Annotated in this window: 11 protein-coding genes and 1 tRNA gene; 4 read left to right on the top strand and 8 right to left on the bottom strand. The window is 65.5% G+C overall.

Going from position 1 to position 16,138, the window contains the following annotated elements; genetic code table 11:
• Positions 1-289: 289 nt before the first annotated feature.
• The 4 genes from RBB46_RS22360 to RBB46_RS22345 form a co-directional block, all read right to left on the bottom strand.
• Complete coding sequence (locus tag RBB46_RS22360; RefSeq protein WP_306031275.1) at positions 290-2,122, bottom strand: hypothetical protein; 1,833 nt, start codon at positions 2,120-2,122, stop codon at positions 290-292.
• Positions 2,119-2,610, bottom strand: a complete 492-nt coding sequence (locus tag RBB46_RS22355; RefSeq protein WP_306031274.1) for an ABC-three component system middle component 2 — start codon at positions 2,608-2,610, stop codon at positions 2,119-2,121. Before RBB46_RS22355 ends, RBB46_RS22360 begins: the two co-directional genes overlap by 4 nt.
• Positions 2,603-3,700, bottom strand: a complete 1,098-nt coding sequence (locus tag RBB46_RS22350) for an ABC-three component system protein (RefSeq protein WP_306031273.1) — start codon at positions 3,698-3,700, stop codon at positions 2,603-2,605. The genes RBB46_RS22355 and RBB46_RS22350 overlap by 8 nt, the downstream gene beginning before the upstream one ends.
• Positions 3,701-4,008: 308 nt before the next feature.
• Positions 4,009-4,082: transfer RNA gene (locus RBB46_RS22345), tRNA-Gly, on the bottom strand.
• 182 nt (positions 4,083-4,264) lie between these two features.
• Between RBB46_RS22345 and RBB46_RS22340 the strand changes: the two genes are divergently transcribed.
• Entirely contained in the window at positions 4,265-5,062 is a 798-nt protein-coding gene (locus RBB46_RS22340) for an ion transporter (RefSeq protein WP_306031272.1), read from the top strand.
• 9 nt (positions 5,063-5,071) lie between these two features.
• Here RBB46_RS22340 and RBB46_RS22335 read toward each other — a convergent pair whose 3' ends face one another.
• The 4 genes from RBB46_RS22335 to RBB46_RS22320 form a co-directional block, all read right to left on the bottom strand.
• Positions 5,072-7,090: an adenylate/guanylate cyclase domain-containing protein gene (locus RBB46_RS22335; RefSeq protein ID WP_306031271.1), complete on the bottom strand. Its 2,019-nt coding sequence runs from the start codon at positions 7,088-7,090 to the stop codon at positions 5,072-5,074.
• Positions 7,091-7,259: 169 nt separating this feature from the next.
• Positions 7,260-7,646 (bottom strand): hypothetical protein, encoded by a 387-nt coding sequence (locus tag RBB46_RS22330; RefSeq protein ID WP_306031269.1) that lies wholly within the window; start codon positions 7,644-7,646, stop codon positions 7,260-7,262.
• A 1,905-nt stretch (positions 7,647-9,551) separates the two neighbouring features.
• Positions 9,552-9,983 carry a MarR family winged helix-turn-helix transcriptional regulator gene (locus RBB46_RS22325; protein WP_306031268.1) on the bottom strand — a complete coding sequence of 144 codons (432 nt, stop codon included), beginning with the start codon at positions 9,981-9,983 and terminating at the stop codon, positions 9,552-9,554.
• Between the two features lie 394 nt (positions 9,984-10,377).
• Positions 10,378-11,469 (bottom strand): 2'-deoxycytidine 5'-triphosphate deaminase, encoded by a 1,092-nt coding sequence (locus RBB46_RS22320; protein WP_306031267.1) that lies wholly within the window; start codon positions 11,467-11,469, stop codon positions 10,378-10,380.
• A gap of 210 nt (positions 11,470-11,679) precedes the next feature.
• Here RBB46_RS22320 and RBB46_RS22315 point away from each other — a divergent pair, with 210 nt between their 5' ends.
• Genes RBB46_RS22315 through RBB46_RS22305 form a run of 3 tightly spaced genes read left to right on the top strand, consistent with a single transcriptional unit; the run spans position 11,680 to position 16,087 of the window.
• A complete protein-coding gene (locus RBB46_RS22315) occupies positions 11,680-11,880 on the top strand; it encodes a DUF2892 domain-containing protein (protein ID WP_306031265.1) in 201 nt (66 codons plus the stop codon).
• Positions 11,881-11,894: 14 nt separating this feature from the next.
• Entirely contained in the window at positions 11,895-12,884 is a 990-nt protein-coding gene (locus RBB46_RS22310; RefSeq protein WP_306031264.1) for an efflux RND transporter periplasmic adaptor subunit, read from the top strand.
• Positions 12,881-16,087 carry an efflux RND transporter permease subunit gene (locus tag RBB46_RS22305; protein WP_306031263.1) on the top strand — a complete coding sequence of 1,069 codons (3,207 nt, stop codon included), beginning with the start codon at positions 12,881-12,883 and terminating at the stop codon, positions 16,085-16,087. Before RBB46_RS22310 ends, RBB46_RS22305 begins: the two co-directional genes overlap by 4 nt.
• Positions 16,088-16,138 lie beyond the last annotated feature (51 nt).

The raw sequence follows: 16,138 nt of genomic DNA, 5'->3' as shown, positions 1-16,138 counted from the left end.
GGGAAGGGGACTGCCCCTTCTCGGGAGGTCATCCCCGGCTTGACCGGGGATCCATTGGCAACCTCGGCAGGCGTGAGATGCGAGGCGGTCACGGCGGGTGTGGAGCGCTGCGCCGTCCTTGCACTGTGCACGCTCTTTCGACCGCGCGGCACGGCGGCACGCCGAGACGCCGCCGGCAGCATTCGGGAGCGAGGGCACACGGGCAGAAGGTCGCAAACCCTTCGCCAACGCTGGTGGCCGAGCGCGCCCGAAGCCGCCATCCTTGTTAAATGCAGGTGATATACGCCACTTAGAGTAGTCCGAATCGACCGGTGTTGGGATTACCCGTAAACACAGTCAGAACCACTTTCTCCTCAATGCGCGCGGGCGGATGCTGGTTCTCGATGATGATGACTTGGCTGTCCTGACCGTGGTGCTCTATGAGATAGTCATAAAAGCGCTCTTTCAGGTCTGTACCCTTCAGAGCTAGGTCTTCATCACCTTCAGGCTTGAAATAGGCAAGCAACGGAGAGTCGAGAACAACGAACCCGGGATGCGATAGACCGCGCGACTGGCAGAACTCGAGCAATGCAATGTTCACTGCGGCATGTGTGATCGCGCGAAGACCTTTACCCCGGCTTGATCTCGGCTTTCCGTCGATGACGAAATCGGACGAGCTTTTATCGTAATAAACATGGCATTCTCCGGGAAAATGCCATGCCTTTAATATTTCGGAGACCTTTGATGAGAAGCTATATGCGGTCGACTCGGGTATTCCAGTCACCACGTCCGTATTTTTTGGGTCGTTTCCAGCTTCTTCATCCAGTAATCTGTTCTTTCGGACAGTGAGATTGTTGTGCCTCACAAACAGGTCAGTAGCTTTTTGGACAATTGAACGCTCTTCTATGAGCGCCGAAAAAGAAGCTCGAACTCCGGTTACATCTGGCCAAACGGATTCCTGGATTTTTTTATTCAGCGCATCATACTCAGCGTCGACGTTGTTCAAAGACTCCTGGAGTTCTTCAAACTCTGCGTTCAAATCCGAGATAGTTGAGTCAAGTTCTGATTGAAGGCGTTGAATCTTTCCGATTTCAGCTGTTGCAGCCGCGACGATGGCCTCAACATCGCCATCGCATGTCTCTTGAAGGTGCTGCGCGTCGGGCTCTGCGCCACAAAGCGGGCAAGCCACTTGCTCGACGTGGACAAACATCGAGCCGCTTTCTTGAATGGCTGTCAGCCTCTTGAGATCAACATCGTAGTGGTCCGAAAGCAGCTCAAAGCGGGCAAAGAGATCGCTGATTTCATCGAGCCTGTCCGAGACTTCCTGCTTTCCTTCGAATAAATTCCGGCGTTCGCTTACAAGCGTATCGAGCGTCTTTTGCGAAATAGAAAGTTCTTCGCGTCTGTTTTCAATTGATCGCTCTAGTCGCTCAAGTTGCTCTTCCAGATCTGTCTTATCTTCGCCGAGATCTTCTATCTCCGTCTGTAGGTCGGAGAGAAGTTCATCGATGAGTGCTATTTGGCGGGAATTGTCGGGAGATTGATCGGCGTCGGGCACAACCGAAGAGTCGTCGATACCTGTCAGAAGGAGTTTGACCGTGGCTATCTCGGAGGTTTGGGTCGTGTACTGGCCGCTCCAGAAGGGCGAGCCGGTCCGCTGGATTTCGCCTTCTTGGACGATAACGAGCCGCGCAAGATTTCTGAAGCTCAGGCTCTGTGTTGTTCCTTTGGCTTTACTCTTGAGGATACGCTTTCCAAGGAGGCCGATCTTACCTAGGAGATAACCCGAAAGGTTATCTTCTCTGTCGTGCGCGTGGTTCTGTTTGAGTGTTTTGGGTGCGGAATCATCGCCTTCACTCAGATCAAAAAGTTGAAAATTGCCGCCGGACATTGAGCGTTGCAATTTGAAATCATCGCCTCCGATTGCCGCCAGGCGAAGGCTGATCTGATCATACTTTTCTCGTTCTGGGATCTCCTTCAGTGCTGAACCACCCAACATGAAGTCGATCGAATCTGCCAGAAAAGATTTTCCGGTGTCGGAAGCGCCGCAAATAACATTGACGCCCGATTTGAACTCCAGCTCCGCTTTGGCCTTTGGGCCGTGGAAGCGGATGTTTCGAAGTTGGAGATAGGCATCGCTCATGCGCCATCTCCTAGCATGGGGATGGACTGGAACTGGCTAGACCAGCGCGCGAAGAACTGATGTGTGAAGCGACGCACCTCTTCAGTAGGCATATCGGCGAAGCGCTGCACGGCCCATGCAGCCCGTTCTTTCAGATCTGAAGAATATTCGTCGTTCAAGGAGGCAACAAAAGGGGCGGCAGCCTCGCCGGCTACATAGTTGAATCCTTCTTGCGCAAGTAACCGCCGCACAAGTCCACGACTCATCATCAAAATTAGCCCCTTTTCAATCAGTCCGTGGCGAACCAGCAACTCGCCAGCACGCAGGGGCAATGGGGCGTGCAGGCTTTCCGGCCCCCCTGCGTCACCTGAATGCACGACGAGGTAGTCCATCTCAACCAAGCGCTGAAGATCGAAGGCGGCAGGATAAGCGGCATGCAGAATCGCCAGCGACCGAACACCGGTCTCCAGCGTGCTATTGAATGGTGAGGGGCTGTGATCGCTATCCATCGTCCGGGACCCACGTTAATCGATCTTCGTTGGCCAACTGATGGCAGATCCCCTGGCAGTCCTGCTTCTTGGTCACAGATGAGAGGGGGTTTGCCGTGAGCGAGAGCGCTGCTGCCTGTGTCATCGTTGCGCGCATCCTTTCGAGCCCGTTTAGGTGATGCCCCTCACAGATATCAATGACCCCATGGCAAACTTCATCTTGTAGCGCCGCGAACGTTCCCTTCGGCACGGTGTCTCGTGCGAAATTGCGCAGGGATTCGGCATGGTAGAAGCGTTCTCGTTGTCGAAGGAAATCGCGCTTTATCGGAGCATGGGCGTCAAGTGCAACCGGGTCGCTCATAGGTGCGCCCAAATGATCACCATATGCGTTAAGGAGTTGCCTAATGTAACGGCTTTCCATTTGCGCAGGAGTCGCGGGCGGCTTGTCTGGGTTCGGACGTGGTGGCAGACCTCCACCGAACCGAACGGCGTGATAGCCGGTCGTGCTATGATCTTCGATCAACTCGACATGAGATTTCGACGTAAAGATGCTGAAGTCAAAAGCGTCGAAGTAAACTTCGAAATCACCGATAAGGGGTATTTTTTCGGTTGAAGTGATCGCCTTTTCGCAGTGCTTTTCCCAGTTTTCACGTGCCTTAAATTTGAGCTTATCTGGCTTGTTGAGTAATTGTTCGAGGGACGTGCCGATACCACGCGAAGCCACGAAAAAATGCTGCCTTGGCGGAAGATACCCCCCTTTGAACGAGTAGTAGATGACCTTCCCAATCTCGACCCAGATATCGCTAGGACGCAGGGGATGATCATAGCGCTTGCACTGATAGTTGTCCCAGATGCCCTGGAAACCAAACTCTGACGTAAAACCGGCAATATCGACACCGAGATCGCCCGATCCACCAAAACGCCTTACTTTAAGGTACGTAGCCGACAGGCTCGTGGACCATTCTTCTATGAAATCTTCCCAATCGTCGGGACTGAAGGTGCGGATGCGCATGACCTTGGGGACCGGCACACCGCTGGTGACATGCTCCGGCGATGCCGAGCATGTTGCAGGTGTGGGCGTAATCTCCTTGAGGTCGTCGTCCTTGATCAAGCGCATTGGTCTTTAAATTTGGCTGAACCGAATATTTTTTCGATGGTGAGTAGTTGAGCTTCATTTTTTTAGCCGATAATTTCGCAGAGTACTGCAGCCCTTGGTGGCGGGCAAGAGTTCTTAGCCCTTCCGGGGTCATCGGCAGAAGCGAGATTTCTCATTCCCAGCGGTCTCTACCAAGGACGCAGCCTATAGGCCGTCTGAGCCTACAGGCACGTTTTCCAAACTGGCAACACCAACCCCGCACCACCCCACCGCGCCACTCGCGCAGGCGGAGATCCAACCAATATATCCGGGGGAGGATGACCTGGAGCGGGTAGCGGGAATCGAACCCGCGCGTTCAGCTTGGGAAGCTGACAGGCTACCATTACATCATACCCGCCTGAGCCGCCTATATCGGCGCGCGGCAGGCAAGCTGTCAAGCGCCTCGCGGGCGGCTGTTGACGGCTCTCCCGCGAAATTGCTTTCTCCTTGATTTTGCGGTGCCGATGACCACTTCTCGTGCCGTCCGGCGACCCCGCAGGTGCGCGCGCCCCGCACGAAAGCGTTCTGGAGAGTGAAGACATGCGTGAACGGCTCAAGGCCCTCGTCCAATCCAGGCGCTGGGAAGCGGCGATCATCGCGCTGATCGTCGTCAATGCCGTCACCCTCGGCCTGGAGACCAGCCCGGCGGCGATGGCCTCGGCCGGCGGTTTCCTTGTGTTTCTCGACCGGGCGGTGCTGGCCGTCTTCACCGTCGAGATCGCCTTGCGCATCTATGCGCACGGCCCGCGCTTCTTCCGCGATCCCTGGAGCCTGTTCGACTTCGCCGTCGTCGGCGTTGCCCTGATGCCGGCGAGCGGCGCCTTCTCGGTGCTGCGCGCGCTGCGCATCCTGCGCGTGTTGCGCCTCATCTCGGTGGTGCCCTCGCTGCGCCGGGTGGTGGGCGGCCTCGTCGCGGCGCTGCCCGGCATGGGCTCGATCGTCTTGCTGCTGACGCTGGTCTTCTATGTCTTCGCGGTGATGACGACCAAGCTCTACGGCGCTTCCTTCCCCGAATGGTTCGGCACGATCGGCGCCTCGCTCTACACGCTGTTCCAGATCATGACGCTGGAAAGCTGGTCGATGGGCATCGTGCGGCCGGTGATGGAGGTCTATCCGCTGTCCTGGCTGCTGTTCGTGCCCTTCATCCTGTGCACCGCCTTCACCGTGCTCAACTTGTTTATCGGTGTCATCGTCTCGGCGATGCAGCAGGAGCATGACCAGACCGCCGAGGCCGACCGCCAGGCGATCCACGACGAGACCGGCCTGGTGCTGGCCGAGGTGCGGGCGCTGCGCGAGGAACTGCGCGAGCTGCGCGGCCGCATCGACCGCACGGACTAGGGCCCGCGCCTAGCGGTCGGAGACGGCCGACAGCTCGAACACGGCAATCTCCGCCGCGCGGCCCTTGAGTTGCGCTGCCCCGAGCGGGCGGAAGCGGAGCGCGGGATCGCGCGCCGCGTCCCGGATTGCGGCGCTGGCCAGCACCGTGGTGCCGAATTCCTTGTTCAGCCCCTCGAGCCTTGAGGCGACGTTCACCGTGTCGCCGATGGCGGTGTACTGGCGGCGCGTCGTCGCGCCCATGCTGCCGACCACGGCAACGCCCGTGTGCAGGCCGAAGCGGGTGACAAGCTCCGGCAGGCCGGCCGCCCGGTTCTCCGCGTTGAGCGCGGCAACGGCCGAAACCAGCGCCAGCGTGCATCGGCAGGCCTTGTCGACATGGTCGGGATCGGCCTCCGGCGCGTTCCACATCGCATAGATGGAATCGCCCAGATACTGGACGATCACCCCGTCATGCGCCTCGACGACCCCGTTCAGCCGTTCGAAATAGGTGGCCAGCAGCGCCACCACGTCCTCCGGCGCATGGCGCTCGGAGACGGTGGTGAAGTCGCGAATGTCGGTGAACAGGACGGTGACCTGCTGGCGCAGCGCCGCGCCCGGATCCTGCCGGCCGGCGGCGATCACCTTGCGCACCAGCTCGCGCGGCACGTAGAGCGCGAAACTGCGGATCGCGCCGCGCGCCGTCGCCATGGCACCGGAAAGCGTGTTGATCTCCTCCACATAGGACGCAAGCGGCGGGGCGGCCTCCAGATCGAGCTCGCCGATCCGCGCCGCATCGCCGGCGAGCCGGGTGAGCGAGCGGCTGACCAGCCGCGCGATCAGCAACGAGGCGAAAATGCCGGCGGCGATCAGGGCCACCGAGATGGCGAGCGCCTTCTTCAGCAGCGCCGCGGCCTCGGCGGTGAAATCCGACAGCGGCGCGGCGATGACGACGGTGGTCCCGGCAAGCCCGGCAACGCCGTCCACGGGCTCCAGCGCGACAAGATGCGGGGCGCCGTCAATGTTGATCCGGTGGAGCCCGCCATCGCCGGGCGCGACCAGGAGCGGTCTCACGGTCGCCAGCAGCGGGTCGTCGACATCCGCCCGCGCATGCCGCGAGCGGCCCGACAGCTGCGGCAGCAACCTTGCCATCACGGCCGGGTCGGAATGGACGATGAGGCGCATGTCGTCGTCGAAGACATAGCCCTTGGCGCCGGGGGAGACCGCCTCGCGCGAGAGCAGTTCGCTGATGGTCGTCAGCAGCACGTCGGCGCCGACGACGGTGCCGGGATCATCGGCCGCCGCAACCGCGATGGTCAGGCCCAGCTCGCCGGTCGTCGCCATCGTGTAGGGGCCGACGGCGACGGGGGCTCCCCCGGCCGCCAGGGCCGCCCGGTACCATGGCCGCCGGCGCGGGTCGTAGCCTGTTTCGCCGCCGCCGCGGCGGGCAAGGAGCGTGCCGTCGGCGGCATGGAACCGCCAGGTCGCGCGGCGCTTGCCGTCCGCGCCGGGACGGATGCTGCGCACCGCGTGGTCGGTGCCCCGCGGCATGTCGAGCGTTTCGCGCCAGGCTCTCCTGTCGCCGACACCTTGCAGGAAGCTGCCATCGGCGCGCCCCGCATAAAGCCCGTCGATATGGGGGGAGGTCGCCAGCGCCCGGTCGAGGAAGCGCGCCTTGCCGTCCATGTCGCCTGCCAGGTCGGTCGAGGGGTTCTCAAGCAGCGTGTCGGCGGCGGCGGCCAGGGTGACCACCGCCAGCCCGTCATTGAAGACGGCCTCGTAATGGGTGGCGACGCGGCGCGCCAGCAGGCGCATTTCCTGGCTGGCGGCCTGGGTGGAAAGCCGCGTGCCCTGCTCGTGGGCGAGCCAGATCAGCGGCAGCGAGATGCCCAGCAGCAGCGCGACGATGATGGTGCTGAGATGGAGCCGCAGCGGCCGGGCCCAGCGGGTTGGCCGGCGTTCGGCCACCTGCAGGCGGGGGGCGGGAGCGGCAACGCCCCCGCCGGTCCGGTCCGTGCCCGCCCGATCCGTATCCGTCCGGCCTGTCGCCACCTGTTCCTCGCCCCCCGGGAATTTCCGCGCGGAATCGTCCGCGCGGAAATCCTAGCACGGCCAATGTCTTGCCGGCACCGGATCGTCGAACATCGTTGACGCCCGCCGGCATGCGAAACAGGCGCGCCGGCAGGCATCGGCGTCCCGGCCTTGCAGGCCGGTTCGCCGGTCAGCCCTCCCGGGCCTTCATGAACTCCTTCTTCAGCATCGCCGCATGCATGGCCGGCAGGCGGATGGCGCCGAGGGCGAGCACGATGAACTGGATCAGCACGGCGGTGACCAGCGCGTCGAGGAACCAGCCGAGCGGCGTCGCCAGCTCTCCCCAGAAGGCGGGCAGGACGTCCAGCGCGGCGAGCGTCGACAGGCCGGTCGCCCCGTGCAGGCAGAGCGCGATCCAGAAGCCGGCGCAATAGGGGCAGCGCCACTGGGCGTAAAGCGTGCGCAGCGGCGCGGGCAGGGCGGCGATGAAGCGGTTGAACCATGTGCCCCATTCGGGGAGCTTCTCCCAGAAGAGCAGGTGGATGGCGGCGCCGATCAGGGCAGCTTCAAAAGACATTCCTTGGTCCTTTCTGGAGGCTTGCGGCCGGTTGATGCGGGGCGCAAGCCGGGTTGTGGCGGGGCAGGGCTGCCCGGCCGGGATGGGTATCTGCGCGTCGTTTGCCGCCAGCCGCCGGGAGGCGGTGGCGGCCGATTGGGGGCGGCCTCGGGGCCGTATCGGCAGCCGGTGCTTGCGAGCCGGTGTTCGTGGGCCGTCGGCCGTGGTTTGTGGCCCGGAGCACCCGGCCCCGCCCCGGTATTTCGGGCCGGTATTTCGGGCCGGTGTTTTCGGGCCGGTACTCTCGGACCGGTGTTCTCGGACCGGTGTTCTCGGGCCGGAATTTGCAAGCCGGCGGTTCATTCCCCGGTCCGGCGGCCAGCGGCCGGAGCCACTGTTTCGCGCCGGGTGGTTTGGCGACAGTCAGTCAGTCTGGCAAACGAACTTCATGCTTCATCCTTCCGTTCTGGCGCGGCTTCGCGGAGCAGGGCTGCCGGGCGATGCGTCGCGCCAGGACTGTCATCCCACCGCACCGCTGGTGGCGCTCCGGTGCCGGCCTTCCTCTCCGTCGTCGTCCCCGGCTTGACCGGGGCCCATTGGCAACCCCGGCGGTTGTGGCCGGCACCGTCGGGCATGGTGCCTTTTGCCGCCAGAGGGCGGGACGCGGTTGTCGCCGCTTGCGGACCGGGCAGACCCGCGATCTCCCCGATCTCTCCGCCCTGCTCTGGAAACGAATGGGCCCCCGCTCTGCGCTGCGCTCCGGCGGGGGTGACCGCCGAGGGTGGGCTATGGCCGGGAGCCGGCCGGTCGCCTGACCGCCTCCGCTTTGCCGTCGGGTCGTCCCGCCCGTTCATCGTTTCTTCCGCTGCGACAGTCAGTCAGTCTTGCAAACGAACTCCATGCTTCATCCTTCCGTTCTGGCACGGCTTCCCGGAGCAGGGCTGCCGGGCGACGCGTCGTGCCAGGACTGTCGTCCCACCGCACCGCTGGTGGCGCTCCGGTGCCGGCCTTCCTCTCCGTCGTCGTCCCCGGCTTGACCGGGACCCATTGGCAACCCCGGCGGTTGTGGCCGGCACCGTCGGGCATGGTGCTTTTGCCGTCAGTGGGCGGGAACGTGGTTGTCGCCGCTTGCGGACCGGGCAGGCACGCGATCTCCCCGATCTCTCCGCCCCGCTCTGGAAACGAATGGGCCCCCGCTCTGCGCGGCGCTCCGGCGGGGGGGCGCCAAGGGTGGGCGATGGCCGGGAGCCGGCCGGTCGCCTGACCGCCTCCGCTTTGCCGTCGGGTCGTCCTGCCCGTTCATCGTTTCTTCCGCTGCGTCAGTAGTAAGCCTTGCAAACGAACGTCACCGCACTCCCGGGGCTTGCGCCTCCTGTCTCCAGCGGGAGGCGGGCGCGGGCAGCCCGATCGCTCCTTGCGGTTTTACCTTCGCTCCCTCCTTCAACCTCTCCTTCGACTTCCCTTTCAACCCGGGACCTTGCCGGGGGCGAGGCCTGTTTGGCGTTCCCGCCGGGACACGCTTTCGCGCGGGTCTCTTGTCTGTTCATAACAAGTTAGTCAGTAAAACTGACTGAACAACAGGGACATCGGGCTCTGCTGCCCCATGGCTCCCGGGAGACCCGGGAGATCCCGGAGACCCAAGAGACCCAAGAGACCCAAGAGACCCAAGAGACCCTGGAGACCCGGAAGATTCAGGAGACCGGGAACAGAACGTCGGCGCTCCTTGCTTGCCTCCGGGCTCCCTGCGTCCCTCTTGCCGGTCACCGGAACGGGCAGGCGGGTCAAGAAAAGGCCACCGGAGGAGGCCTCTCTTCCAATGCGTGGCGGCAACTGCCTGCGGCAGCCGTGGTCCGGTCGCTTTGGCCCAGTTGCTCAGGCCCGGTCGCTCGGGCCCGGTCGCTCAGGCGGGTGGCTCAGGCGGGTGGCTCAGGGCAGGTCGGCCAGATCCCGCAGCGCCCGGCGGAAGGCATCCCGGTCGTAGCCCTCCAGCCCGTCGAACAGGTGCCGCAGCGCGTCGCGATAGATCTCCTCGCCCCGGCGCAGCAGGCTCGCCCCCTCGTCGGTCAGCAGGATGTGCTGGGCGCGGGCGTCCATCAGGCAGGGGACGCGGCGCACCAGCCCGCGCTCCTCGAGCTTGACGACCATGGCGCTCGCCGAGGCCTTGCTGACGCCCATCGCCGCGACCACGTCCTGCAGGTGCTGGCCGTGATCGTCGCGGTCGACCTTGCGCCGCTCCTGCTCCCTGATGGCGCGCAGGTACTCGAACTCGCTATGGGTCAGCCCGGCCGTCGCCGCCTGCCCCGCCCAGTGCCGGTGCGCGATCCGGTGAAGCCGCTCCAGTGCCGCCGTCGGTGTCATGCTCCCTCCAGTTAGTCAGTCATCCATACTAAATGAACGGAGTGACTGTCAAGCGGCGGAGCGGGGGGCGGGGCAGGAAGGGGAGGTGGAGCGCGGGGCCTGTCCTCCTACTCGGCCGTCATCCCGGACTTGATCCGGGATCCATTGGCACCCCCAGCGGATGTTGTCGGCGCTGGCGGTCGCGGCCGGCGCGGAGCCCTTCGTCGTTGCGGGGTCGGAACGGGGCCGCTGGTGTTAGCGGACCGGCACGCGACCTCCGCGATCCCCTCATGCCCGCTCTGGGAACGAATGGGCCCCGGGTCGCGGCTTCGCCTTGCCCGGGGTGACGGCCTGAGGGTGGGACGGCGGTTGAGAGTTGGCCCTAACCTGCACCCGGCCGTCATCGGCCGGGGCCTTACCGGAAATGCTTGGAGAGCTTCAGGCCCTGGCCCTGGTAGTTGGAGCCGATGCCCTCGCCATAGAGCGTGTCGGGCCGCGCCAGCATGTGCTCGTAGACCAGCCGGCCGACCGTCTGGCCGTGCTCGACGATGAAGGGCACCTCGTGCGAGCGCACTTCCAGCACGGCGCGCGAGCCGCTGCCGCCGATCTCCGAATGGCCGAAGCCGGGATCGAAGAAGCCGGCATAGTGAACGCGGAACTCGCCGACCAGCGGGTCGAAGGGCACCATCTCGGCGGCGAAGAGCGGCGGCACGTGCACCGCCTCGCGCGACACCAGGATGTAGAACTCGTTCGGATCTAGGATCAGGTCGCCGCGGCCGCGATGCACGATCGGCTCCCAGAAGTCGAGCGGATCCTGGGCAGCGCGCGCGTCCATGTCGATGACGCCGGTATGACGCTTGCCGCGATAGCCGATCAGGGCGCCGTCTCCCTCGCCCCTCAGGTCGATGGTCAGGTGCACGCCGACGCCGATGGTCGCCTCGCCGCCGGACACCAGCCCGTGCTGCCGGTGAACCTCGGCAAGCTCGGCATCGCCCACGGTCGGCTGGCCCTTGCGGAAACGGATCTGCGACAGGCGCGAGCCCTCGCGCACCAGCACGGGGAAGGTGCGCGGACTGATCTCGGCATAGAGCGGGCCGCGATAGCCGGCCGGCACCGTGTCGAAGGCGCGCCCGTCATCGGTGATCACCCGGGTGAAGACATCGAGGCGGCCGGTCGAGCTCTTCGGATTGGTGGTGGCGGAGACGTCGCCGGCAAGGTTGAGCCCTTCGAGCAGCGGCACGATATAGACGCAGCCCGTTTCCAGCACCGCGCCGCGCGTCAGGTCGAAGGCATGCAGCTTCAGCCGGTCGAGCTTCTCCATCACCTTGGCGCCGGGCCCGGGCAGGAAGCTGGCCCGCACCCGGTAGGCGAGCGGCCCCAGGCGCAGGTCGAGGCTGGCCGGCTGGATCTGGTCGCCATCGGGCCGGCGCGGAGCGGAAATTCCGCCGCGCTCGAACATCTCGGCAATGGCCTGTGCTGGAAGAATGCCGTGTTCAGCCGCGGTCATAGCGTCCCCTGAATTCGCCGTGTCCGCCGTCCTTAACCCAGCCGGCCGGCCGGGCCAATGCGTTTTTGGCCCCCGGGTGCACAAGTCGGCGCGCAACAAGGGGCGCAAACCCCCGTGAATTCGACGGCAGGCCTCCGGGATGCTGCGTATTGACGTAATTTTAGAAGATACTAATATTTATACATATAAGATCCGAACAGGAGAATCCCGATGACGCTCGACCGTGCCGTGCTGGCCTTCGCCGGAGCAATGACGCTGCTCTCTCTCGCATTGACGCTTGCCGTCTCGCCGCTCTTCGTCTGGTTCACGGCGTTCATCGGCCTCAACATGCTGCAGGCGGCCTTCACCGGCTTCTGTCCGGCGGCGATGGTTTTCAAGCGCATCGGCGTGAAGCCGGGAACGGCATTCTGACGGGAGGTGCTCCGATGACGTCCCGTTCCGCCGCACTCGCGGCCGTCTGCGCCGGCGGCCTGATGCTCGCCGCCCTTTCCGCCTCCGCGCTCGCAGCCTCGCTGGTCGTCGAACCGCGCATGGTGACGGAGTGGAAGGCGGTGTTCGGCCAGGTCGAGGCTCGCGACGAGGTTCCCGCGCGGGCACGGATCGGCGGCACGCTGGCCGCGCTCGAGGTGGAGGAGGGCGACACGGTCGCGGCAGGCGCGCGCATCGCCACCGTCACCGACGAGAAGATCGCCTTCCGCGCCGCCGCCATCGACGCGCGGCTGCGGGCTCTTGAAAGCCAGCTTGCCAATGCCGAGGCGGAGCTGGCAAGGGCAGAGACCCTTGTTGAACGCGGTGTCGCCACCCGCCAGCGGGTGGAGCAGCTCGGGACCGCCGCCGAAGTCGTGCGCAACCAGATTTCGGCCGCAAGGGCCGAGCGCTCGGTCGTCGTCCAGCAGGGCGAGGAGGGGGCCGTGCTGGCCCCCGCCGCCGGCCGCATCCTCAAGGTGCCGGCGACCACCGGCACCGTCGTCCTGCCCGGCGAAACGGTGGCGCTGCTCGGCAGCGGCGGCACCTTCCTGCGCCTGTCGGTTCCCGAGCGCCACGCTGCGCGCCTGACGGAAGGGGCGCGGATCGAGATCGAGACGGGCGAGGGCATCGCCACCGGCCGGCTGGCCAAGGTCTATCCGACCATCGAGAACGGGCGCGTTGTCGCCGATGTCGAGGTGCCCGGCCTCGACGCACGCTTCGTCAATGCCCGCCTCCTGGTTCGCCTGCCGGTCGGAGAGCGATTCGCGCTGCTGCTGCCGCCGGCGGCTGTTTCCACACGCGGGGGCCTCGACTTCGTCCGTGTCGCAACGCGCGGCGGCGAGGTCGAACGCACCGTGCTGACCGGCGGCCTGCTGCGCCATGACGGCGAAAGCCAGGTCGAAATCCTCACCGGCCTTGCGCCCGGCGACGAGGTGATTGTTCCATGACCACGCCGTCCGGCGGCCTGGGCATCGCGGGCGGGCTGACGCGCGCCTTCATCGCCTCGCCGCTGACCCCGCTTTTCCTGCTCGCCGCCCTCGCGCTCGGCCTGATCGCCCTTGTCTCGCTGCCGCGCGAGGAGGAGCCGCAGATCTCCGTGCCGATGGTCGACATCCATGTGCGCGCCGACGGGCTCAGGGCCCCGGACGCGGTCAAGCTCGTCACCGAGCCGCTGGAGACCATCGTCAAGGGCATCGACGGCGTCGAGCATGTCTATTCCCAGACCCGCGACGATCAGGTGATGCTCACCGCGCGCTTCCTCGTCGGCACCTCGTCCGACGCCGCCGTCCTGCGCGTCCATGACAGGATCCGCGCCAACATGGACCGCATCCCGGTCGGCATCCCCGAGCCGCGCGTGGTCGGGCGCGGCATCGACGATGTCGCCATCGTGGCGCTGACGCTGTCCGCCGCCCCGGGCTCAGGGGTCGAGGTGACGCCGGCCGATCTCTCGCGCGTTGCCCGCGAATTGCAGGTCGAGCTCGCCAAGGTCGAGAATGTCGGGCTGAGCTACCTGGTCGGCGCGGTCGCCGAGGAACTGCGCATCGCTCCCGATCCGGAGAAGCTGGCGCTTTACGGCGTCACGCTGCAGCAGCTCGCCGGCAAGGTAGAGGGCGCCAACCGGGCTTTTCCGGCGGGCCGGATCCGCTCGCGCGGCGCCGACATGGTGCTCGTCGCCGGCGAGACGCTGGCAAGCCCTGCGGAGATCGGCAATCTCGTTCTCACCACCCGCGACGGCCGGCCGGTCTATGTCCGCGACGTCGCGGATATCGCGTTTGTCACCGAAAGCGACGCGCTGACCGCAAGGGTGACGCGTGGGCGGGACGGCGCATTGCAGCGCGCGCCGGCGGTGACGCTGGCCATCGCCAAGCGCGCCGGCTCGAACGCAGTCAGCGTGGCGGAGGCGATCCTGCACCGGGTGGAGACGCTGAAAGGCCCGCTCGTGCCCGAAACGATGACGGTCACGATCGCCCGCGACTATGGCGAGACGGCCAACGAGAAGGCCAACGAACTCCTGTTCCATCTGGGGCTTGCGACCCTGTCGATCATCGCCCTCGTCTGGGTGGCGATCGGCCGGCGCGAGGCGCTGGTGGTGGCCGTGGTCATTCCCGTCACCATCCTGCTGACGCTGTTCGCCGCCAGCGTGATGGGCTACACGCTCAACCGCGTTTCGCTGTTCGCACTGATCTTTTCCATCGGCATTCTCGTCGATGACGCGATCGTGGTGATCGAGAACATTGCCCGCCACTGGGCGATGGGCGACGGCCGTCCGCGCCGCCAGGCGGCGATCGAGGCGGTGGCCGAGGTCGGCAATCCGACCATCGTGGCAACGCTCACCGTCGTCGCGGCGCTGCTGCCGATGCTCTTCGTCTCCGGCCTGATGGGTCCCTACATGAGCCCGATCCCGGCGAATGCGTCGGCGGCGATGATCTTCTCCTTCTTCGTGGCCGTCACGGTGACGCCCTGGCTGATGATGAAGACGGCCGGCGCCGCGCCGGCGCATCACGCGGGCGGCGAGGATGCCGGCAGCGGCGGACGGCTGGGCCGCGCCTATCTGGCTGTGGCGCGGCCGGTGCTCGCCAGCAAGGCGCGCAGTTGGACTTTCCTCATTCTGGTCGGCGTGGCGACGCTCGGTTCCATGGCGCTGTTCGCGACGAAGGACGTGACGGTCAAGCTGCTGCCCTTCGACAACAAGTCGGAGCTCGCCGTGATGATCGACCTGCCCGAGGGGGCGCCGGTCGAGGCGACGGACGCGGTGGCGCAGGCGGTGGCCCGCGCGGTGCTGGGCCTGCCGGAAGTGACGATGGCGACAACCCATGCCGGCACGGCGGCGCCCTTCGATTTCAACGGCCTCGTCCGCCACGCCTATCTGCGCGCCGAGCCGCAGCTTGGCGATGTCGCCCTGGTGCTTGCGCCGAAGGGCGAGCGCGACCGCGCGAGCCACGCCATCGCCCTCGACATCCGCACTCGTATCGCCGCGCTCGATGTGCCCGCCGGCACCTCGCTGAAAGTGGTTGAGCCGCCGCCCGGACCGCCGGTCATGGCGACGTTGCTTGCCGAGATCTACGGACCGGATGCCGAGACGCGCCGCGCCGTTGCCGGCAAGGTGCGCGAGGCCTTCGCCTCCGTTCCCTTCATCGTCGATGTCGATGACAGTTTCGGCGTGCCGGCACCGCGCAAGCGCGTCACCGTCTCGACCGATGAACTCGACTTCTTCCGGGTCGGGGAGGGCGATGTCTTCGACACGCTGGCGCTGCTCGGCACCGGCCGGACCATCGGCTACTCGCATCGCGGCGAGGGGCGCCAGCCGCTGCCGATCCGCATCGAGCGGCCGCGCGGCGAGAGGCTGCTCGACGAACGCGCGCTGGCAACCCCGATCCCGGCCAATGTGCTGCCCGGCAGCGCCGACATCGTCGAACTCGGCGACGTGGTGCGGGTGCGCGAGGAGACCGCCTCACATCCGCTCTTCCGCCACAACGGCCGTTTCGCCGAAATGGTGACGGCCGAACTCGCAGGCGACTACGAGGCGCCGCTCTACGGCATGATCGCGGTCGGCGAGGCGCTCGACGCCATCGACTGGGGCGATCTGCCCAAGCCCGTCGTGCGCCTGAACGGCCAGCCGGAGGACGAAAGCGCCGTGACGCTGCTGTGGGACGGCGAATGGGAGGTCACCTGGGTCACCTTCCGCGACATGGGCGCGGCCTTCATGGTGGCGCTGGTCGGCATCTACATCCTCGTCGTCGCCCAGTTCGGCTCCTTCAAGGTGCCGCTCGTCATCCTGACGCCGATCCCGCTGACCTTCATCGGCATTCTCGGCGGTCACTGGCTGTTCGGCGCGCCCTTCTCGGCCACCTCGATGATCGGCTTCATCGCGCTGGCCGGCATCATCGTGCGCAACTCGATCCTGCTGGTCGATTTCATCCGCCATGCGCGCGAGCCGGGCCGGCCGCTGACCGAGGTGCTGCTGCTGGCCGGGGCGATCCGCTTCAAGCCGATCCTGCTGACCGCGCTGGCCGCGATGATCGGCGCCGCCGTGATCCTCACCGACCCGATCTTCCAGGGGTTGGCGATCTCGCTGCTGTTCGGCCTTGCCTCCTCGACCCTGCTCACCGTGCTGGTGATCCCGGCGATCTACCGGGTGCTCAGGACGTAAGGGGGAGTGTGCGGCATGGCTGTGTGCCATTGCGGGTGCCTCTCCCAGAGG

The organism is Stappia sp. MMSF_3263 (genome assembly GCF_030733745.1).
Lineage (GTDB): Bacteria > Pseudomonadota > Alphaproteobacteria > Rhizobiales > Stappiaceae > Stappia.
Note: the sequence above shows the minus strand (reverse complement) of the source record. Positions and strands in the feature narration are given on the sequence as shown.